This window comes from Pseudomonas izuensis (assembly GCF_002356535.2).
GTDB classification, from domain to species: domain Bacteria; phylum Pseudomonadota; class Gammaproteobacteria; order Pseudomonadales; family Pseudomonadaceae; genus Aquipseudomonas; species Aquipseudomonas izuensis.
The window spans coordinates 4,707,620-4,727,016 of sequence record NZ_AP017423.2 but is presented as its reverse complement, the minus strand read 5'-3'; the positions used below and the strand labels follow the sequence as shown (position 1 = coordinate 4,727,016).

The 19,397-nt window shown below is 61.5% G+C and carries 14 protein-coding genes and 2 pseudogenes; 8 read left to right on the top strand and 8 right to left on the bottom strand.

Annotated elements, in window-relative coordinates:
* The first annotated feature begins 298 nt into the window (after positions 1-298).
* The 4 genes from LAB08_RS20815 to LAB08_RS20800 all read left to right on the top strand — a co-directional run bounded on the left by LAB08_RS20815 (position 299) and on the right by LAB08_RS20800 (position 5,951).
* On the top strand, positions 299-1,693 hold the full coding sequence (locus tag LAB08_RS20815) for an MFS transporter (protein WP_096509930.1): 1,395 nt from the start codon (positions 299-301) through the stop codon (positions 1,691-1,693).
* A 185-nt stretch (positions 1,694-1,878) separates the two neighbouring features.
* Positions 1,879-2,379, top strand: a complete 501-nt coding sequence (locus tag LAB08_RS20810) for a sigma-70 family RNA polymerase sigma factor (protein ID WP_096509931.1) — start codon at positions 1,879-1,881, stop codon at positions 2,377-2,379.
* A 64-nt stretch (positions 2,380-2,443) separates the two neighbouring features.
* Entirely contained in the window at positions 2,444-3,427 is a 984-nt protein-coding gene (locus tag LAB08_RS20805; RefSeq protein ID WP_096509932.1) for a FecR family protein, read from the top strand.
* Positions 3,428-3,524: 97 nt separating this feature from the next.
* On the top strand, positions 3,525-5,951 hold the full coding sequence (locus LAB08_RS20800) for a TonB-dependent siderophore receptor (protein ID WP_096509933.1): 2,427 nt from the start codon (positions 3,525-3,527) through the stop codon (positions 5,949-5,951).
* A 98-nt stretch (positions 5,952-6,049) separates the two neighbouring features.
* Here LAB08_RS20800 and LAB08_RS20795 read toward each other — a convergent pair whose 3' ends face one another.
* The gene (locus LAB08_RS20795; protein ID WP_096509934.1) at positions 6,050-7,201 is read right to left on the bottom strand and encodes an MFS transporter; all 1,152 of its coding nucleotides are present in this window, start codon (positions 7,199-7,201) and stop codon (positions 6,050-6,052) included.
* Between the two features lie 145 nt (positions 7,202-7,346).
* Between LAB08_RS20795 and LAB08_RS20790 the strand changes: the two genes are divergently transcribed.
* The gene (locus LAB08_RS20790) at positions 7,347-8,339 is read left to right on the top strand and encodes a diaminopimelate epimerase (protein ID WP_096515263.1); all 993 of its coding nucleotides are present in this window, start codon (positions 7,347-7,349) and stop codon (positions 8,337-8,339) included.
* A 129-nt stretch (positions 8,340-8,468) separates the two neighbouring features.
* Here LAB08_RS20790 and codA read toward each other — a convergent pair whose 3' ends face one another.
* The 4 genes from codA to LAB08_RS20770 all read right to left on the bottom strand — a co-directional run bounded on the left by codA (position 8,469) and on the right by LAB08_RS20770 (position 12,448).
* The gene (gene codA, locus LAB08_RS20785; RefSeq protein ID WP_096509935.1) at positions 8,469-9,713 is read right to left on the bottom strand and encodes a cytosine deaminase; all 1,245 of its coding nucleotides are present in this window, start codon (positions 9,711-9,713) and stop codon (positions 8,469-8,471) included.
* Between the two features lie 186 nt (positions 9,714-9,899).
* Positions 9,900-10,724, bottom strand: coding sequence for an alpha/beta fold hydrolase (locus tag LAB08_RS20780; RefSeq protein ID WP_096509936.1), 825 nt, complete (start codon positions 10,722-10,724; stop codon positions 9,900-9,902).
* Between the two features lie 212 nt (positions 10,725-10,936).
* Positions 10,937-11,293, bottom strand: a complete 357-nt coding sequence (queD, locus tag LAB08_RS20775; RefSeq protein WP_003223505.1) for a 6-carboxytetrahydropterin synthase QueD — start codon at positions 11,291-11,293, stop codon at positions 10,937-10,939.
* A gap of 75 nt (positions 11,294-11,368) precedes the next feature.
* Positions 11,369-12,448 carry a patatin-like phospholipase family protein gene (locus LAB08_RS20770; protein ID WP_096509937.1) on the bottom strand — a complete coding sequence of 360 codons (1,080 nt, stop codon included), beginning with the start codon at positions 12,446-12,448 and terminating at the stop codon, positions 11,369-11,371.
* A 234-nt stretch (positions 12,449-12,682) separates the two neighbouring features.
* Between LAB08_RS20770 and LAB08_RS20765 the strand changes: the two genes are divergently transcribed.
* From LAB08_RS20765 to LAB08_RS20755, 3 genes are read left to right on the top strand one after another with little or no spacing between them, the layout of a single operon-like run.
* On the top strand, positions 12,683-12,988 hold the full coding sequence (locus tag LAB08_RS20765) for a PepSY domain-containing protein (protein ID WP_096509938.1): 306 nt from the start codon (positions 12,683-12,685) through the stop codon (positions 12,986-12,988).
* A gap of 3 nt (positions 12,989-12,991) precedes the next feature.
* Complete coding sequence (locus LAB08_RS20760; RefSeq protein WP_096509939.1) at positions 12,992-13,660, top strand: response regulator transcription factor; 669 nt, start codon at positions 12,992-12,994, stop codon at positions 13,658-13,660.
* Positions 13,657-14,973, top strand: coding sequence for a sensor histidine kinase (locus tag LAB08_RS20755; RefSeq protein WP_096509940.1), 1,317 nt, complete (start codon positions 13,657-13,659; stop codon positions 14,971-14,973). The genes LAB08_RS20760 and LAB08_RS20755 overlap by 4 nt, the downstream gene beginning before the upstream one ends.
* A 131-nt stretch (positions 14,974-15,104) precedes the next feature.
* On the opposite strand, the gene LAB08_RS20750 is transcribed toward LAB08_RS20755, so the two are convergent.
* The 3 genes and pseudogenes from LAB08_RS20750 to LAB08_RS30815 all read right to left on the bottom strand — a co-directional run.
* On the bottom strand, positions 15,105-16,781 hold the full coding sequence (locus LAB08_RS20750; protein ID WP_096509941.1) for an MFS transporter: 1,677 nt from the start codon (positions 16,779-16,781) through the stop codon (positions 15,105-15,107).
* Between the two features lie 280 nt (positions 16,782-17,061).
* Positions 17,062-17,574: pseudogene (locus tag LAB08_RS30820) on the bottom strand (methyl-accepting chemotaxis protein); the annotation flags it as partial.
* A gap of 345 nt (positions 17,575-17,919) precedes the next feature.
* Positions 17,920-18,990: pseudogene (locus tag LAB08_RS30815) on the bottom strand (PDC sensor domain-containing protein); the annotation flags it as partial.
* Between the last annotated feature and the right edge of the window lie 407 nt (positions 18,991-19,397).

Below are 19,397 nucleotides of genomic sequence, written 5' to 3'. Positions count from 1 at the left end.
GCGTAGTGGGGGGAATGCGATTAGCGATGTCATATGTTGTCGTACGACTATTTATGATCATCAACTATTTCAAAGCACTGAAAAAATGAGCGAAAGTAGGTGATGTTTCCAGTGTTTTTGCCAATTTTATTACGGTATTCGACGACGTCACGAATTTTTTAAGCGGTAATGCCGATCACGTGGAAAGGGTTTTTTGTTGACGTTCTGTACGAGGGTGGCTATAAATTCAACAAGTCATATGACGACGTATGACGACTGAGATTGTACTTCTAAAAATAAAAAGAGCGTCGACACCACCATGAATCTGAACGAGCCCATCACCGCGCAACGCGTCGGCCAAGCTGTCGGCAAATTTCGATGGACCATCTGTGCGCTGTTGTTTTTTGCGACTACCGTCAACTACCTGGACCGCCAGGTCCTTAGTCTGTTGGCGCCGGATCTGTCGAGGCAATTTGGCTGGAGCAATACCGATTACGCCAACATTGCCGCTGTCTTCCAGTTCACCTACGCGATTTCAATGCTGTTCGCCGGCCGTGTGGTCGACAAGATCGGCACCAAGGCCGCTTTTGTAGCAGCGATCTGTATCTGGTCGACCGGCGCGGTCATGCACGCGTTCGCAGAGCCGATGGGCGAGGGCATCGCCGCCATCTCCGGCGCGCTCGGCATTGCGGTCATCCCGGTCTCGATCGCCGGCTTCATGCTGGCGCGCGCCGTGCTGGCGGTGGGTGAGTCGGCCAACTTCCCGACCGCCATCAAGGTCACCGCTGAATATTTCCCGAAGAGGGAACGCTCCTTCGCCACCGGCATCTTCAACTCCGGCGCCAACGTCGGGGCGATCCTGGCACCGATTTCCGTGCCGCTGATCGCTGCCATGTGGGGCTGGCAAGCTGCATTCATCGTGATCGGCATGCTGGGTTTCATCTGGATGGGCGTATGGCTGGCGTTGTATGAAAAGCCGGAACAGCAGAAGCGCCTGTCGGCGAGCGAACTGGCACACATCCGCAGTGATCTGGACGCTAGCGCCCCCGTGTCGACGGGCGTTGGCAAAAAAGTATCCTGGTTCCAGTTGCTGAAATACCGTCAGACCTGGGCGTTCGCGTTCGGCAAATTCATGACCGATGGTGTGTGGTGGTTCTTCCTGTTCTGGCTTCCGACCTACCTGTCGGAGCAGTACGGCCTCAAAGGTGCAGCCATCGTGGTGCCATTGGCCGTGTTGTACAGCATGACCATGGTGGGCAGTATCGGTGGCGGCTGGTTCCCCAGCTACTTCATGGCACGCGGCGACGCTCCGTATGACGGCCGTATGAAAGCCATGCTGGTGATTGCCCTGTTCCCGCTACTGGTGTTGTTGGCGCAGCCGTTTGGCCACATCAGTGTCTGGGTACCGGTATTGCTGATTGGTGTGGGCGCGTCGGCGCATCAGGCCTGGTCATGCAACATCTTCACCACCGTATCGGACATGTTCCCGCAAAAGACCGTCGCTTCCGTGGTCGGCATTGGCGGCATGGCGGGTGGATTGGGCGGCGTGCTGCTGACCAAGCTCGGTGGCTGGGTGTTTGACTACTACAAATCGGTCGGCGACATCCGTACCGGCTACATGATCATGTTTGCCATCTGCGCCGTGGCTTACCTGGTGGCGTGGAGCGTGATGAAGATGCTGGTGCCTCGTCACAAGGAAATTACCGATCTGTGAGTGAGGGCTTCGACGGCGTGTCGTTGTAACCCTTCGCATTGAACGAGGCCGCTGAGCAATCAGCGGCCTTTTGTTTGTCTGGTGTTCTGTTTTTACAGGTCAGGTTTTGCCGCGGGACGGCAAACGATTGCTTCGGTTTAATAAGAAGCATTACTATTCACGCCCCGTTTACACAGCATGCCGCAATGACCCCCAAGCTGCCCCGCAGACAGGGCTTTTTCGAGCATTACGAAGAGTTGGTTGGTACCTGGACCCGTCGCCTGAGAAATCGTCAGCAGGCCGAGGATCTGGCCCACGATACCTTTGTGCGTGTGCTTGAGTCCGATTCGGCGGCGGTACAGCAACCCCGGGCGTATCTGCACCAGACCGCGCGCAATATCGCGGTGGATGGTTATCGGCGTGAGGATCGGCGGGGCGCCATGGAGTCCGAGGCGATCGATGAAAGTGCGTCGTCATCCGGCGACCCGGAGCATTACATGCGTGCGATCCAATTGGCCGACTCCATCGAACGGGCGCTCTCCGAGCTGCCGGTCAACTGCCGCAAAGTGTTTGTCTGGCAGAAAATCGAAGGCCTGACCCAGGCCGAAATCGCCGAACGCCTGGGACTGTCCAGGAACATGGTGGAAAAGTATATGATCCGCACGCTGCGGCATCTGCGCGACCGCCTGGAAGGACTGCATTCATGATGCGCGCGAACTCCTACACCATGATGCGGTGCGACTTTTCACCCCCGGCCAAACAGGAACTTCCATGATGGATACTCGTGATTGTGCGTGCGGGCAAACAACGGTTCGCGATGAGGCGGCGCAGTGGTTTGTGCGTTTGCAGGAACCCGCCGTCGATGTCGATGTACATCGCCAGTTCGACATTTGGTTGAACGAACATCCCCAACACCGAAACGAATTCGACTTGCTCCAGGGCCTGTGGAAAGCCGCCGACCTGCTGCCGGCGGCACGACTGCGGGCGCTGTGTGAAGAAGCGCCGACTCGCGGCAAACGTCGCCCGATGATGCGTTACGCGGTGGCTGCCAGTGTGTTGGCGGTGGCGGTCGGTTTTGGACTGTTCAGCGGCTTGAATCAATCGTCGTCCTACACGGCGGAGTTTTCCACAGCCCTGGGCGAGCGTCGCCAGGTGGCCTTGCCGGATGGTTCGGTGGTCGACCTCGACAGCCGTACCAGGATTGAGGTGCATTTTGAGAAGAACCGGCGCGGCATCGAGTTGACCGAAGGCGAGGCGATGTTCAGCGTCCAGCATGACACCCGCCGGCCGTTTGTCGTTGAAGCCGCAAGCGCCAGGGTCACGGTCACCGGGACGCGCTTCGATGTGCGTCGCAGCAGCGCCGAGACCCGGGTGGTGGTGGAGCAGGGCACGGTCAAGGTCCAGGGACGCTCGGCGGCCGATCACGATTTCGTCAGTCTCACTGCGGGTATGGGCACTCATGTCGATGCCCAGGGCCAGGTCGCGGCCGCCTACGCGGTGAATCCATCGGAAATGACGGCCTGGCGCAGCGGCAAACTGGTGTTCAACAACGCCAGCCTGGCCGATGTCGCCGAACAGGTCTCGCGTTATCGGGAGCAGCCACTCAAGGTCGGCAATGCGGCGGTGGGTAATCTGCGCCTGACCAGCGTGTTCAAGTCCGACAACACCGATGCGTTGCTCAAGGCCTTGCCGAGCATCCTTCCGGTGGCCGTGCGCACCCTCGATGACGGCAGCCAGGAAATAATTTCAAAATAAATTCAGGTTTTTTTCGAGTTCATCGTCTTCCTGTTCAACTGCAACTGGTTTGCATTAACAAGCGCATACTCTTGCGATTCACAGGACTACGTTTGACGTGAAGAAATCCACCGCTAAAAACAATACGTTCCCTTGGTTGCCGCTGGCGCTCGCGCTGGCGGTCAACGTTGCGATGCCCCAGGCATACGCCGCCGACGCCATCCATATCCAGGCGCAACCCTTGGGTCAGGCCTTGACTCAGCTGGGCCAGCAAACGTCGTTGCAGGTTTTTTTCAGCCCTGAGCTGGTGGCCGGCAAGCAAGCGCCGGCGGTGGACGGCAATCTCTCGCCGGAAGAGGCGTTGCGTCAATTGCTGCAAGGCAGCGGTCTGCAGTACCAGATCGATCAAGGGTCGGTGACATTGATGCCTGCGCCTGCTCAAGCGTCCGGCGGTCCGCTGGAACTGGGGGCGACCGATATCAAGGTGGTCGGCAATTGGCTCGACGATGCCGATGCCGCACTGGTACAGAACCACCCTGGCGCGCGCACGGTGGTTCGCCGTGAAGCCATGGTCGAGCAGGGTGCGATGAACGTCGGCGACGTATTGAAGCGCGTGCCGGGTGTGCAAGTGCAGGATGCCAACGGCACCGGTGGCAGTGATATTTCCCTCAACGTCGGCGTGCGTGGCCTGACTTCGCGCCTGTCGCCACGCTCCACCATTCTGATCGATGGCGTGCCGGCGGCGTTCGCCCCCTACGGCCAGCCCCAGCTGTCGATGGCACCGATTTCTTCCGGCAACCTCGACAGCATCGACGTGGTGCGTGGCGCCGGCTCGGTGCGGTACGGACCGCAGAACGTGGGCGGTGTGATCAACTTTGTGACCCGTGCCATCCCGGAAAAAGCCTCCGCTGAAATCGGCACCACTCTGGAGACTTCCCAACACGGTGGCTGGAAACACATCGATACCGCGTTCATGGGCGGCACCGCCGACAACGGCATCGGCGTGGCGCTGCTGTATTCCGGCGTGAACGGCAACGGTTACCGTGAGCGCAACAACGGCAACGACATCGACGACGTGATCCTCAAGACCCACTGGGCACCTACCGATGTCGACGACTTCAGCCTGAATTTTCACTACTACGATGCCAGCGCCGACATGCCCGGTGGCCTGACCCAGGCGCAGTTCGATGCCGATCCGTTCCAGTCCGACCGCAACAACGATAACTTCAGCGGCCGCCGCAAGGATGTGTCGTTCAAGTGGGCGCGGCAGATCGACGACCGTACCCAGGCCGAAGTGCTGACCTACTACACCGACAGTTTCCGTGGCAGCAACATCGCTGCTCGCGACCAGAAGACCCTCGGCTCGTTTCCGCGCACTTACTACACCTTCGGGATCGAGCCACGGGTGTCCCATGTGTTCGACGTCGGCCCGACCACTCAGGAAGTCAGCGTCGGTTATCGCTACCTCAAGGAAGGCATGCACGAAGAAGCCAGCCGCCTGGCGCTGAACAGCAGCAACGAACCGGTGGTGACCAAGACTTCGGACGGCCATGTGTATCAGGACCGTACCGGCGGCACTGAAGCCAACTCGGTGTATGTCGACAACAAGATCGATGTCGGTAACTGGACCATTACCCCAGGCATCCGCTTTGAGCACATCAGCACCGACTGGCACGACCGCCCGGTGCTCGACACCGCCGGCAAGCCTGTGCCGGAAAAGCACCGCAGCATTGAAAGCAACGAACCGCTGCCGGCCCTGAGCGTGATGTACCACATGTCCGATGCCTGGAAGCTGTTCGCCAACTATGAAACCTCGTTCGGCGCCCTGCAGTATTTCCAGCTCGGCCAGGGTGGCGTGGGTGATCAACCCGCCAATGGCCTGGAGCCGGAAAAAGCCAAGACCTACGAGATCGGCACCCGCTACAACGATGGTGTATGGGGCGGTGAAGTGACGCTGTTCTACATCGACTTCGACAAGGAGTTGCAGTACATCAGCAACGACGCGGGCTGGACCAACCTCGGCGCGACCACGCACCGTGGCATCGAGACCTCGGTGCACTACGACATGGCGGCACTGGACCCACGCCTGGATGGCCTGACCGCCAACGCAGGGTTCACCTACACCCGTGCCGTCTACGAAGGTGAAATTCCCGGCTTCAAGGGGCGCGACCTGCCGTTCTACTCGCGTCAGGTGGCAACCGCGGGCCTGCGGTACGACATCAACCGCTGGACCTACAACGTCGACGCCTTCGCCCAGTCCAAACAGCGTTCGCCTGGCATTGCAGTGAACGCCGATGGCAGCTTCACCAATAACTACATCACTGAAGGCACCGCCGACGGCCAGTTCGGCGACATTCCGGGCTACGTCACCTGGAACGTGCGTGGCGGCTATGACTTCGGCCCGCAGGTGTCGAACCTGAAGGTCGGCGCCGGGGTGAAAAACATCTTCGACAAGCAGTACTTCACCCGCTCCAGCGACAACAACTCGGGCATGTACGTCGGCGCACCGCGCACGTTCTTCGTGCAGGCCAGCGTCGGGTTCTGATAGATCGAGGCGCCTTCATTCGCGAGCAGGCTCGCTCCCACATTGGTTATGTGTCGTTTACTGAACCCTTGTGGGAGCGAGCCTGCTCGCGAAGCTTTTCAGACTTTCAAAACTTTCCCTCCGATAGCCACCGCCACCAGCAACACCGCCATCAGCCCAAAGGCGAAGCTCAAGCTGCTGCCATGGGCGATGAACCCGATCACCGCAGGTCCGGCGAGTATTCCCGCGTAACCCAGGGTGGTAATGGCCGGCACGGCGATGCTTTCCGGCATGACTGTCTGCTTGCCCACGGCGGTGTACAACACCGGCACGATGTTCGAACAGCCGGCACCCAGCAGGGCGTAGCCCACCAGCGCCGCTTCCCAGCCCGGGGCGAAGGTCGCCAGCAGCAGCCCGAGCGCAGCCGTCATCCCGCCGAAGACAATCACCCGCGTCGCGCCAAGGCGCCGCACGATCGAATCACCGGTCAAGCGTCCCACCGTCATGGTCAGCGCGAACGCCGCGTAACCCAGTCCGGCATAGGCCGTGTCGATCCCGCGCTCCTGCGCCAGGAACACCGCGCTCCAGTCCAGGGCCGCGCCTTCGGCGAGGAACACGATGAAACACATCCCGCCGATGAACAGCACAATGCCGCGGGGAACGGCAAACGCCGGCCCCGAACTTTCGCTGCCATAGGGCAGCAGGTGCGGTGCCGCCTTCGCCAGTGCGACCAGCAGCAAGACAGCCACCACCAGCGTCGCGCCCAGCGGCGAAAGCCCCAGGCCCAGCAACGCGCTGACACCCGCCGCGCCGACGATCCCACCGAGACTGAACATGCCATGGAACCCGGACATCATGTTCCTGCCGCTGGCCCGCTCGACGATGACCGCTTGCAGGTTCACCGTCGAATCCACCGTGCCCAGGCCCGCGCCAAACAGGAACAAAGCAGCGATCATCGCCGGGATCGACGACACCGTCGCCAACAGCGGCAAGGCCAGGCAGATCATCAATGTGCCGCCGGTCGCCACCTTGCGACACCCAAAACGCGTGGCCAGAATCCCGGCCATGGGCATTGCCAGGATCGAACCTACCCCCAGGCTCAGCAGCAACAGACCCAGGGTGCCTTCATCCAGCCCGGCCCGGGCCTTGGCATAAGGCACCAGCGGCGCCCACGCGGCGATGCCGAAGCCGGCAATGAAAAAGGCGACACGCGTGGACATCTGTTCCAGGCGCCCCGGAACGAACGAGGTCTGGGTGTTGAGGTTGGTCATATCAATCCTTGGCAAAAAACGTCGCGTCCCTTAAGGACAGTGATCTGGCGGCGAGGGTTCGATCAGCGTCCGCACATCCTTGCACAGCCAGACGGTGTTTCGCGATATGTTGAGCCTGACCGATCATTCCAGCAGGGAGGGCGCCATGGCGCGGATGTACGATGCACGAGGCAATATCTACAAAGTTGTGGCGCCCGAGGCATTGCGCCGCCAGGGTATCGCCTTGCCCGATCAGGCCGGCGACGCTGCACAAACCCGCGAAACCTGGACGTTGGCGGCCATCGAGGCGTGCTGCTCCTGGGCGCCCGGCACGCGACCGCCCGGCAGCAAGGATCATTGCAGCGATGGGTTGCTGGTGGGGCCCTTCCAGTCGGCGCCGCCCTTCGATCTGTTGATCGTGAACACCGACGGTACCCTGGCCGAGCGCAGCGGCAACGGGCTGACGATTTTCTCTCAGGCGCTCAGCGACCAGGGACTTTTGCCGAAGGACGAGACCTGTGTGCTCAGGGTGCACCACGACAAGGCCGATGTGGTTTCACCGGGTGAAACATCGGTGAAAGCGGCGCAAGTTGAAGGTGTGAACGGGTTCTGGCTGGACCTGGGCAAGCCTTCGTTCGGGCCGCAAGCGGTCAGTGCCCATGGCGTTGAAAGCGTGCTGTTCCGCGGTCGCGAACTCAGCCATGTCCAACCGTTGTCGTCGTTGAATGCCGCCTGGTCGCGCAGCCAGTTTGCGCGGGTGGGCAATCCGCATTGCGTGACGCTGGTGGAAAACGCGGATGCCTTGCCGGGCAATGAACAGATGCGCGAATCGCCATTAGCGGAAGGTTTGACGCGGATCACCTATGCCATGCCAGCGGGGGCAGGGCGGCCGTGTCCGGCGGGGATCAACCTGCAATGGGCGATGCACGAGTCCGGGCAGCGGGTGGTCGCGCGGGTGTTCGAGCGGGGCGAAGGGCCAACCGCCTCATCGGGGACCAGTGCCACGGCGGTGGCGTGTGCGGCATGGCGGGTGGGTTGGGTGAGCGCCGGGGAAGTGAAGGTGGTGATGCCGGGTGGGACGGCGCCGATTTTGCTCGAAGAAGAGCAAGGGGAATTGAGTCGGGTGAGCCTGTTTGGTACGGCTCGATTGATTGGCTAATAGTTAGATAGCTATCGCGGGCAAGCCCGCTCCCACAGGTATCGTTGGTTTTCACACAATGTGTGTTTCAACTCGGACACTGTGGGAGCGGGCTTGCCCGCGATGGGGCCAGTCCAGCCAATACAAGTCTCAGTTCAGGTCACTGAACTCCACCACCGGCATCGTGCGCTTCATCAACACCTTGCCTCCGCGAACCGAATACAACGGCAAGCCCTGACTGCGGATCACCTCGTAGTCGCTCTGCGCCGACAGGATCAGCAAGTTCGCCGGCCGTCCCGCTACCAGGCCATAACGATCACCCAGGGCGAGGGCCTTGGCGCTGTTGTCGGTGACCAGGTCCAGCGCGCTTTGCAGGTTGCGGTAACCCAGCATGTGACAGATATGCAGGCCGGCTTCGAGTACCCGCAAGATGTTGCCGTTGCCCAACGGATACCACGGGTCGACGATCGAATCCTGGCCGAAACACACGTTCATGCCGGCTTCGAGCAACTCGTTGACCCGGGTCACACCCCGGCGTTTCGGAAAGTTGTCGTAGCGCCCTTGCAGGTGAATGCTCTCGGTGGGGCAGGAGACAAAACTGATCCCCGAATGCCCGAGCAGGCGAAACAGCTTGGCGCAGTAAGCGTTGTCATAGGAGCCCATGGCCGTGGTGTGGCTGGCGGTGACCCGCGAACCCATGTCGCGGCTGCGGGCTTCTTCGGCCAGTACTTCGAGAAAGCGTGAGTGGGGGTCGTCGGTTTCATCGCAATGCACATCCACCAGGCAACCGGTGCGCTCAGCCAGGTCCATCAAAAACTTCACCGAACTGACGCCTTGGTCGCGGGTGTACTCGAAATGCGGAATCCCGCCGACCACGTCCGCACCCATGTGGATCGCTTCCTCCATCAAGTCACGGCCATTGCGATAGGACTCGATGCCTTCCTGGGGGAAGGCGACGATTTGCAGGTCGATCAGGTGACGGCTTTCCTCGCGCACTTCGAGCATCGCTTTAAGGGCAGTCAGTTGCGGATCGGTGACATCGACGTGGGTGCGTACATGCTGGATGCCGTGGGCGGCGAGGCTCTGGATGGATTTCTTCGCCCGGGTCTTGGTGTCTTCCAGGGTGATGGTCGTCTTGCGCTCGCCCCAGCATTCGATGCCTTCGAACAGCGTGCCGCTCATGTTCCAGCGTGGCTCGCCGGCGGTCAGCGTCGCGTCGAGGTGGATGTGTGGCTCGACAAAGGGTGGCACCACCAGGTTGCCGCCGGCGTCGAGGTCCTCGGGGCCCAGGGTCGGGGCTTCGGTCTGCCGGGCGATATTACTGATCAGGCCGTTTTCCAGGTGCAACTCATGCAGGCCTTCCTGGTTGCGCAACCGGGCGTTGATGATGTGCATCGGGAGGGTCCTTTCAGAAAGCTGTTAGTCGATACCCCTACGTTAGCTCGGTGGTGGCAATCCCCGCCAGTGGGCCGTTCAAATGTGGGAGCGAGCCTGCTCGCGAAGGCGGTATTGCAGTCACAATGATGTTGAATGTGCTGCCGTCTTCGCGAGCAGGCTCGGTCCCACAGAGATTCGGTTTCGTCAGGAAAAAAAGGGGAGAAAGCGCAGCAATGCCGCGACAATGGCTTCGGGGGCGTCTTCCTGGACCAGGTGTCCGGCATTGGCAATGGCGTGAAATTGCGCCCCGGGAATCATGCCCTGCAAGGCGCGGCCGCGTTCAATGGGGATCCACTGATCGTCTTCACCCCAGAGAATCTGCACCGGACAGCGAATCGTCGGGTACAACCCTTCGGCCTCACGGGTGTAGCGCTCGTCCATCTGCGCGATCTGCCGATAGAACGCCGCTTGCCCCGGATCGCCCAGCCAGGGTTGCACGTAGGGTGCGAGTTCGTCGTCCGGGATGTCCCGCTTGATCGCCCCGCGAATATAGGCGGGCACGATTGCCCGTTGAATGTAGTCGGGCAGCCCGCTGAACGCGGCCTCGTGCTGACGTACATGCTGCACGAACGGCGAGCCCCAGGGTGTCAGCGCTACCGGGTCGATCAGTGTCAGGCTGCGATACTCCTTGCCGTTGAGCAGATGGGCACGCAGCACCGTGGCCCCCCCGAAATCGTGAGCCACCACGTCCGGGTAATCCAGGCCCCAATGCTCCAGCAGGCGCGCCAGCAATTCGTTTTGCACGCCCAACGACACGTCACCCTCGATTTTATCGGACTGCCCGTAGCCCAGCAGATCGAAGTAATGCACCCGGTGCGTGGTGATGAAATACGGCGCGATACGGTGCCAGACATAGGAGGAGAAGGGCGTGCCGTGCACGAACACCAACGGCGGGCCGTCGCCGCGTACGGCGAAGCGCACGGAGTGGCCGTTGAAGCGAAAGGTCTGGGCCAGCGGCCAGTCAGTCATGGGCGTGTCCTCTTGGCGGGTGAGAGCCAAAAAGCATAGGCATAAAAAAACAGCCGTTGAAGGCTGTTTATTTAATCAACTGACGAAACGCGATCATTGTGGGAGCGGGCTTGCCCGCGATTGCGGTGTATCTGTCACATCAATGTTGGATCTGCTACCGCCATCGCGGGCAAGCCCGCTCCCACAGGTTTTTGCATTTGATGCCAGATCGGTTATTCGCCGCGATAGATGCACCCGCTGGTGCAGGTCTCGTGAATGCGGATCGCGCTGAGTTCCGGCAGCAGCGGCTTCATCTCGTTCCAGATGAATTTGGCCAGCACTTCACTGGTCGGGTTTTCCAGACCGGGAATATCGTTCAGATAGTTGTGGTCCAGACGCTCATACAGCGGCTTGAAGATCGCCTTGATCTCCGAGAAGTCGCGGATCCAGCCGGTATGCGGATCGAGATCGCCGCTCAGGTGAATCGCCACTTTGAACGAGTGACCGTGCAGGCGCCCGCACTTGTGGCCGTCCGGGACGTGGGGCAGGCGGTGGGCGGATTCGAACGTGAATTCTTTGAAAATTTCCACAGTGTTTTCAGCTCTGTTCAGGTGGCGATCGCCGTAGCGATGTAGGCAGGCTGCGAGTTTAACAGCTTGTCCTGACTAAAGGGTCAGCAGGCGTTCGCCAAGGCGACCGTTGGCGGCCAGTTCAAGAAACTCATCGCCCAGCCGGCGACTTTCATCCATCGTCGCGCGCCAGTACTTCTGCCGGCTCGGCGCGTCGCCCATGAAGCGCTTGAAGTCGTTGCGGTCCGGCAGTTTGCCGTAGGGCAGGCGTGCCAGGTATTCCCTGGACGGTGCCAGCAGCAGCACATCTTGCAAGCGGGCCGGGCAGGCGCGGCGCCAGGGCAGGGTCTTGTCGAACCAGCCGGGAATGACCCGGTCGGTGAAGTGCGGATACAGCACGATGTCATTGCCGCTGTAGGGCAAGTCGAGGTGATAGTCCAGCAGGCCGCCGTCGCGGAACGTGCCTGCGCCGGCACCCGGCAGGTCGCGCACGCCTTCCATTACCATGGGAATCGACCCCGAGGCGAGCAGCGCCTGGCGCAAATTGCCGGCGTTCAGCGGGACGAAGCGCGACGGGAAGTCGTTCAGCGCGTTGACCGGCGGCGCCAGGCGCGGGTCGTGGATGATCAACCGCTCGAAATGCCGCGATAGCCGCGCGCGACCGCGCAGGTTGTCGGCGATCACCGACGACAGACCCAGGCCCAGCCGGCCGCGATGATCATCCGCGAGCAGGCCGTGGCTTTTGACCACCATGATGTTCAGGCGATAATGGGCATTTGTGAGCAGGGCGGCATCGCGGCCGTCGAGCAAGTCATCGAGCATGCGTCGCGAGCTCTGGCTGATCTGCGCCATGGTCACGCCCTTGGCGAAGTTCTGCTCGGTGTAAAGCTGCCCGAGACGGCGGATGCCCTCGGCGGCGTCCGGCAGACAGGCGCTGGCGAAGCGCCAGGAACCGACCGAGGCGCCAATCAGTGAACGCTCCCGAGGCGCCGACGGCAGCCATTGGCCGAACAACGCCAGGTCCAGTCCCTGAATGCCCAGTGCCTTCGGCCCACCGGCAGCGCCAGGCAGCGTGCCGACATCGGCGGCGCCGAGGCCGTTTTCACGAATGCATGCAAAGGCACGCGGGCCGGCCTTGATCGTCAGGGAGGGGAACTTGATGTGGATGGCGGTCATACCGGTCTCGGTGTCTGGCAAGCGGGGAATTATGTGGGAGCGAGCCTGCTCGCGAAAGTGGTGTGTCATTCAACATCGATGGCGACTGACACGGCCTCTTCGTCGGAACGCCGCCCGGAGCCGGCTCGCTCCCACAGGGATTGGGTATGATCGATGATGGCAATTCAGTTTCAATTAAGTTGATGCTGCTATGGTGGCCCCCTCAGGCAAGATCCGAAGAATACGGAAACACCCATGAACACCCTGACGGCCCTGTTCGCCGCGTCCCTCATCGGCCTGACCGCCAGCCTCGTCCACGCCCGCGACCTGGATCAGGACGAAGCTCTGCGCCTGCGCCAACGAGGCGTGATCCTGCCGCTTGAACAACTGCTGCAACAAGCGCTGGACCGCTACCCGGGGGCCAAGCTGCTGGAAGCCGATCTCGAAGAGAAGCACGAAGTCTACATTTATGAAGTCGAGTTGCTGACCCCTTCAGGCGTGGTCCGCGAGATCGCCCTCGATGCCGCCACCGGCCGTTTGCTCAAAGACAAGGAAGATTGACCGATGCGTTTGCTCCTGGTGGAAGACCATGTGCCCCTGGCCGACGAACTGCTGGCCGGCCTCAATCGGCAAGGGTATGCCGTGGATTGGTTGGCCGACGGTCGCGACGCGGTGTACCAGGGCAGCAGCGAACCCTATGACCTGATCATCCTCGACCTCGGCCTGCCAGGGTTGCCGGGACTCGAGGTGCTGGCGCAGTGGCGCGCCGGTGGCCTGGCCACGCCGGTGCTGATCCTCACCGCCCGCGGTTCCTGGGCCGAGCGCATCGAAGGGCTCAAGGCCGGCGCCGACGATTACCTGACCAAGCCTTTTCATCCGGAAGAACTGCACCTGCGGGTCCAGGCGTTGCTGCGCCGCTCCCACGGCCAGGTCAATCAGCCGACGCTCAAGGCGGCGGGTTTGCAGTTGGATGAAGGTCGCCAGTGCGTGACCCGCGACGGCGCTGAAATTCAGCTGACCGCCGCTGAGTTTCGCCTGCTGCGTTACTTCATGCTGCACCCGGACCAGATCCTTTCCAAAAGCCACCTCGCCGAACACCTCTACGACGGTGAAACCGAGCGCGACTCCAATGTGCTGGAAGTCCACGTCAATCACCTGCGTCGCAAGCTCGGACGCAGCGTGATCGACACCCGTCGCGGCCAGGGTTACCTGTTCGGCGGGCAAGCGCAGTGAGATCGATCCAGCGCCGCTTGAGCCTGGGCCTGATCAGCGTGTTGGTGGTCGTCGGCCTGATATTGGCGCAAACCAGTCTGTGGCTGTTCGAAGTGGGCTTGCAGCGCTACCTCGAATCCGGGCTGCGCATCGACAGCGAGAACCTGCTGGTGGCGCTGGTGCGGGGGCCGCAGGGCCTGCAACTGGATGAGCGGCATTTGTCGCCAGCCTATCAACGACCGTTTTCCGGTCATTACTTCCGTATCGATTTTGCCGACAGTCATTGGCGCTCCCGGTCGTTGTGGGATCAGGAACTGCCGCGCCTCGAACATCCCGGCCTGCACAGCAACCTGCAATTGGGGCCGGAGGGCCAGCAGTTGCTGGTGTTGCGTTCGGACTATCGCCGGCTGGGCCAGTCGATCTCCATCAGCGTGGCGCAGGATTACACGCCGGTGCGAGAGAGCTTCCAGCGCATGCGGCAAATCGGTCTCGGCCTGGGATTGGGGGGATTGCTGCTGATTCTGCTGTTGCAGCGAATCACCGTGCGTCGCGCCTTGCGACCACTGGAGAAGGCCCGGGAACAGATCGCGCAGCTGCAACAGGGCCAGCGCTCGCAGCTTGATGATCAGGTGCCGGTGGAACTGGAACCGCTGGTGGCGCAAATCAACCATTTGCTGGTCCACACCGAGGACAGCCTCAAGCGCTCGCGCAATGCCCTGGGCAATCTCGGCCACGCCCTGAAAACCCCCTTGGCGGTGCTGTTGAGCCTGGCGTCAAGCGAGCAGCTCGACGCCCACCCGCAACTGCGCAAAATCCTCAAGGCGCAACTGGAGCTGGTCCAACAGCGGCTCAACCGTGAACTCAACCGCGCCCGTTTGGCCGGCGACGCACTGCCCGGCGCACGGTTTGACTGCGACGTCGAACTGCCCGGCTTGCTGGCGACGTTGAACATGATCCATGGGCAACATCTGGACTTGAGCTATCGGTCACCGGCGGGCCTGCAACTGCCATGGGATCGCGAAGACCTGCTGGAGTTGCTCGGCAACCTGCTGGACAACGCCTGCAAATGGGCGGATGCCACGGTCCGCTTGAGTGTGACTGAAACTGCGCACGGGTTTGAGTTGAGTGTGGAGGACGACGGCCCGGGCATTCCCGAAGACCGCCGCGATCGGGTGTTCAGCCGTGGTACGCGGCTGGATGAACAGACCGACGGCCATGGATTGGGCCTGGGGATCGTGCGTGACATCGTCGACACCTGGGGCGGGGTGTTGCGGTTGCAGGAGAGCGAGTGGGGTGGGTTGAAGGTGGTGATCGAATTGCCCAGACGCACCTGATCCAACACCGGAAAAACTGTGGGAGCGAGCCTGCTTGCGAATGCGGTGGGTCTATCACATCGATATTGGATGTGACACCGCCTTCGCGAGCAGGCTCGCTCCCACAGGGGATTGCGTTATCCCTTAAAAATTCAGGTGTGATGAATCTCCCGATCCTTGGTTTCCGGCATGAAGAAAATCCCCAGGACGGCCGTCATCATCGCGATGACAATCGGGTACCACAGCCCGTAGTAGATATCCCCCGTGGCCGCGACCATGGCGAACGCCACCGTTGGCAGGAAGCCGCCGAACCAGCCGTTGCCGATGTGGTAGGGCAGCGACATCGAGGTGTAGCGGATGCGCGCCGGGAACAGCTCCACCAGCCAGGCGGCGATCGGCCCGTAGACCATGGTCACGTAGATCACCAGGATCGTCAGGAGCAGCAGCACCACCGGGTAGTTGGTCTTGGCCGGATCGGCCTTCTCGGGGTAGCCGGCCTCCTTGAGAGCGGTAACAAGCGAGGCAGTGAACGCGTCGTTCTGCGTCTTGAAGTCGGCGGCCGGCATGCCGGTGCCCTCGAAGCTGGTGATCACTTTCTCGCCGACACGGACCTGCGCGACGGTGCCCGGTTCGGACTTCACGTTCTCATAGGGGATGGCCCTTTTTGCCAACACGGTCTTGGCCAGGTCGCAGGAACTGGTGAATTTGGCCTTGCCCACCGGGTCGAACTGGAACGAACACTGATCGGGGTTGGCGACCACCTTGACCGGGTTTTTCGCCTGCGCGACGAACACGTCGGGGTTACCGTATTGGGTCAGCGCATGGAAGATCGGGAAATACGTCAGCGCCGCCAGGATGCAGCCGGCCATGATGATGCCCTTGCGGCCGATGCGGTCGGACAGGCTGCCGAAAATGACAAAGAATGGCGTGCCGATCAGCAGGGAGCCGGCAATCAACAAGTTGGCGGTCTGCGGGTCGATTTTCAGCGTCTGAAGCAGGAAAAACAGCGCATAGAATTGCCCGGTGTACCAGACCACCGCCTGGCCGGCGGTGCCGCCGAGCAGGGCCATGATCACAATCTTGAGGTTTTCCCAGCGGGCGAAGGATTCGGTCAGCGGCGCCTTGGACGCCTTGCCTTCAGCCTTCATTCTCATGAACACCGGCGACTCACTCAGTTGCAGGCGGATGTACACCGAGACGATCAGCAACAGGATCGACAAGAGGAACGGAATCCGCCAGCCCCAGGCTTCGAAGGCCTCGGTGCCCAGCGCCGTGCGGCAGGCGAGGATCACCAGCAGCGACAGAAACAGGCCGAGGGTCGCGGTCGTCTGAATCCACGAAGTGAAGTAGCCGCGTTTGCCTTTCGGTGCATGTTCGGCCACGTAGGTCGCCGCGCCACCGTACTCGCCCCCCAGGGCCAGGCCCTGCAACAGGCGCAAGGTGATCAGGATGATCGGCGCCGCCACGCCAATGGTTGCATAGCCGGGCAGAAAGCCCACCACCGCCGTGGACACACCCATGATCACGATGGTGATGAGGAAGGTGTGCTTGCGCCCGATCATGTCGCCCAGCCGGCCGAATACAATCGCGCCGAAGGGGCGTACGGCGAAGCCCGCGGCAAACGCGAGCAGGGCGAAGATGAAGGAGGTGGTTTCGTTGACGCCGGCGAAAAAGTGCTTGGCGATGATCGCGGCGAGGGAACCGTACAGGTAGAAGTCATACCACTCGAACACGGTGCCCAGGGACGAAGCGAAAATGACCTTGCGCTCCTCCTTGGTAATGCCATGGTGGGGCGCGCTGCCCGTGGATGTATTGTCGATTGCCGCCATGAGACTCTCCGTTTTTCTTGTTTTAGGCCGGAGCACCTTCATTGTTGTTGCCGCACCCTGGCCCTGGGGCTGATGTCATCGGACACACACTGACGGCCTCGCATTGCTGCGAAGTCTCTAAAAGCATAATCGGCTTTGCACAGATATCCACTCGCCATCATGGCAGACACAGAACCTGTAGGAGCAAAGCTTGTTCGCGATAGCGGTAGGTCAGTCACCGCAGTGTCGAATGTTCTACCGCAATCGCGAGCAAGCTTTGCTCCTACAGGGGAGGGGGGGGTTAAACGCGGAACTGATCCATCAGGCTTTGCTGTTGATTGGCCAGGCGATTGAGCGACTGGCTCACGCGCGCCGACTCATTGGCCTGCCCCGACAACGACTCGGTCACATCGCGAATGGTCGCCACGTTGTTGTTGATCTCCTCGGCCACCGCGCTCTGTTCTTCGGCGGCGCTGGCAATCTGCAGGTTCATGTCGCTGATGACCGTTACCGCATCGCCGATCTGCCGCAGGGCCGTCACGGCCTGTTCGACCTGCTCGACGCTGCCCTGGGCCTGGCGATGGCTGTTGCCCATCGACCCCACCACGTCCTGTGTGCCGCTTTGCAGTTGTTCGATCACCAGGCGGGTTTCTTCCACCGATTCCTGGGTGCGTCGCGCCAGATTGCGCACCTCATCGGCTACCACGGCAAAGCCGCGCCCGGCCTCACCGGCACGGGCCGCTTCGATGGCGGCGTTGAGCGCCAGCAGGTTGGTCTGTTCGGCGATGGCGCGGATCACTTCCAGTACCGAGCCAATCTTCTCGCTGTTGGCGGCCAGGCCTTCGACCTGGACCATCGCCGCGCTCATGTCGGCGGCGAGGTTGTCGATGCTGGCGGTGGTGCGGTCGATCACGGTCAGCCCCTGACGGGTCGCCTGATCCGCGTCCCGCGCCGCCTGGGCTGCCTGGGCGGCACTGCGGGCGACGTCCTGGGCGGTGGCGCTCATTTCGTGGGACGCGGTGGCGACCTGATCCACCTGGCGGTATTGCTGCTCCATGCCGGCACTGGTCTGGGTGGCAATGGCGGAGGATTGGTCCGCGGTGCTGCGGGCGTCCTGTACCGAGCGTTTGACCTCGGCAATGATCGGTTGCAGCTTGTCGAGGAAACGGTTGAACCAGCCGGCCAATTGACCCAGCTCATCCTTTTTGTCGTAGGCCAGGCGACGGGTCAGGTCACCTTCGCCGCTGGCAATGTCTTCGAGCATGTGCGCCACGCCGAGGATCGGCTTGGTCACGCTGCGCGCCATCAGCCATACCAGCAGCAGGCCAATCAAGGCGGCCAGCACACCCAGGCCGAGTTCGGTCAGGGTGCCGACGGTGTTGCTTTCATCCAGTTGTTTTTTCAGCGCTTCGGCCGGTCCCACCAGCACTTTTTCCGGCACGTCGAGCAACACGCCCCAGGCCTTGCCGCCCGGTATCGGCTGGAACGGCGCCAGCACCTTGAGCTGCTGATCGCTGTGCAGGCTGGTGGTCTTGCTGGCTGTGGCGAGCATGCGCATCAGCTCGGCACCGGTGTGTTTGTCCACGGCTTCCAGACGCTGGCTGAGTTTGCTGGCGTCCGGGCTGTAGCCGGCGAGCAAACCGGCCGGGCTGACGATGCTGACGCTGGTCTGGCCGTCATAGAGTTTCTTGCTTGCGCTCTGGCTGACCGCTTGCAGGCTGTTGAGGTTGATGTCCACCGACAGCGAAGCGATGACCTTGCCGTTGACCATCAACGGGAAAACGATGCTGGTCATCAGCACGTTCTGGCCGTCGATCACATAGAAGTACGGCTCGATCACGCAGGGCTTGAGGTTGGCGCGTGGGCAGGTGAACCAGGCGTTGGCCGCTTCGCCGCTGGGGCCAGTGCTGGTGTCGGCGATGTCTTTTTCCGGTAGAGGCATGGACGTCAGCTTGCCTGGGGTCGGTTGCGACCAGTACAGGGCAAAGCGGCCTTTTTCGTTGCTGCCGACATCGCTCTGGCCGGCGAACAGCTCGTCCTTGCCGTCCAGTCCGTTGGGTTCGAACACCAGGGACAGGCCGAGCAATTCCGGGTTGGCCTGCAGGGCCGACTTGACCTGGCGGGTCAGGTCTTCGCGCAGATCGAAGGCATCGAGAAAGCGTTTCTCGGCCTGCTCGCGCAAAAACAGCACCTGCCGCGAAAAGCCGTGGCCATATTGATAGGCGTCCATGAACTGTTGGCGAATGCCCAGCGCCTGGTTTTCACCCTGGGACTCGATCCGCGCCTGGGCGGCTTCGGTCAACATCTCCATGCTCGAGGCTTTCACCAGTTCGGAGCTGTGCTCCATGCGATACAGCGAGAGCCCCACCAGCAGGGTCACGATGCCGGCCAGGCACAGCCCGGCCAGCAGGGTGATTTTCCATTGAATGGAGAGTTGTCTGAGCGACATGGAGACGTCCTTATTCGATAAATATCTGAGACTTTGCACTGTAACGGCCGGGATTCGGCTTTCTTAAGGGGATGCCGCTTTCTGTGGGAGCAAGGCTTGCCCGCGATGGCGATTTCAAGGACGCCATCGCGGGCAAGCCTTGCTCCCACAAGAAGCGGTATCACATGCTGCTTGAGGCTTGCAGCTTG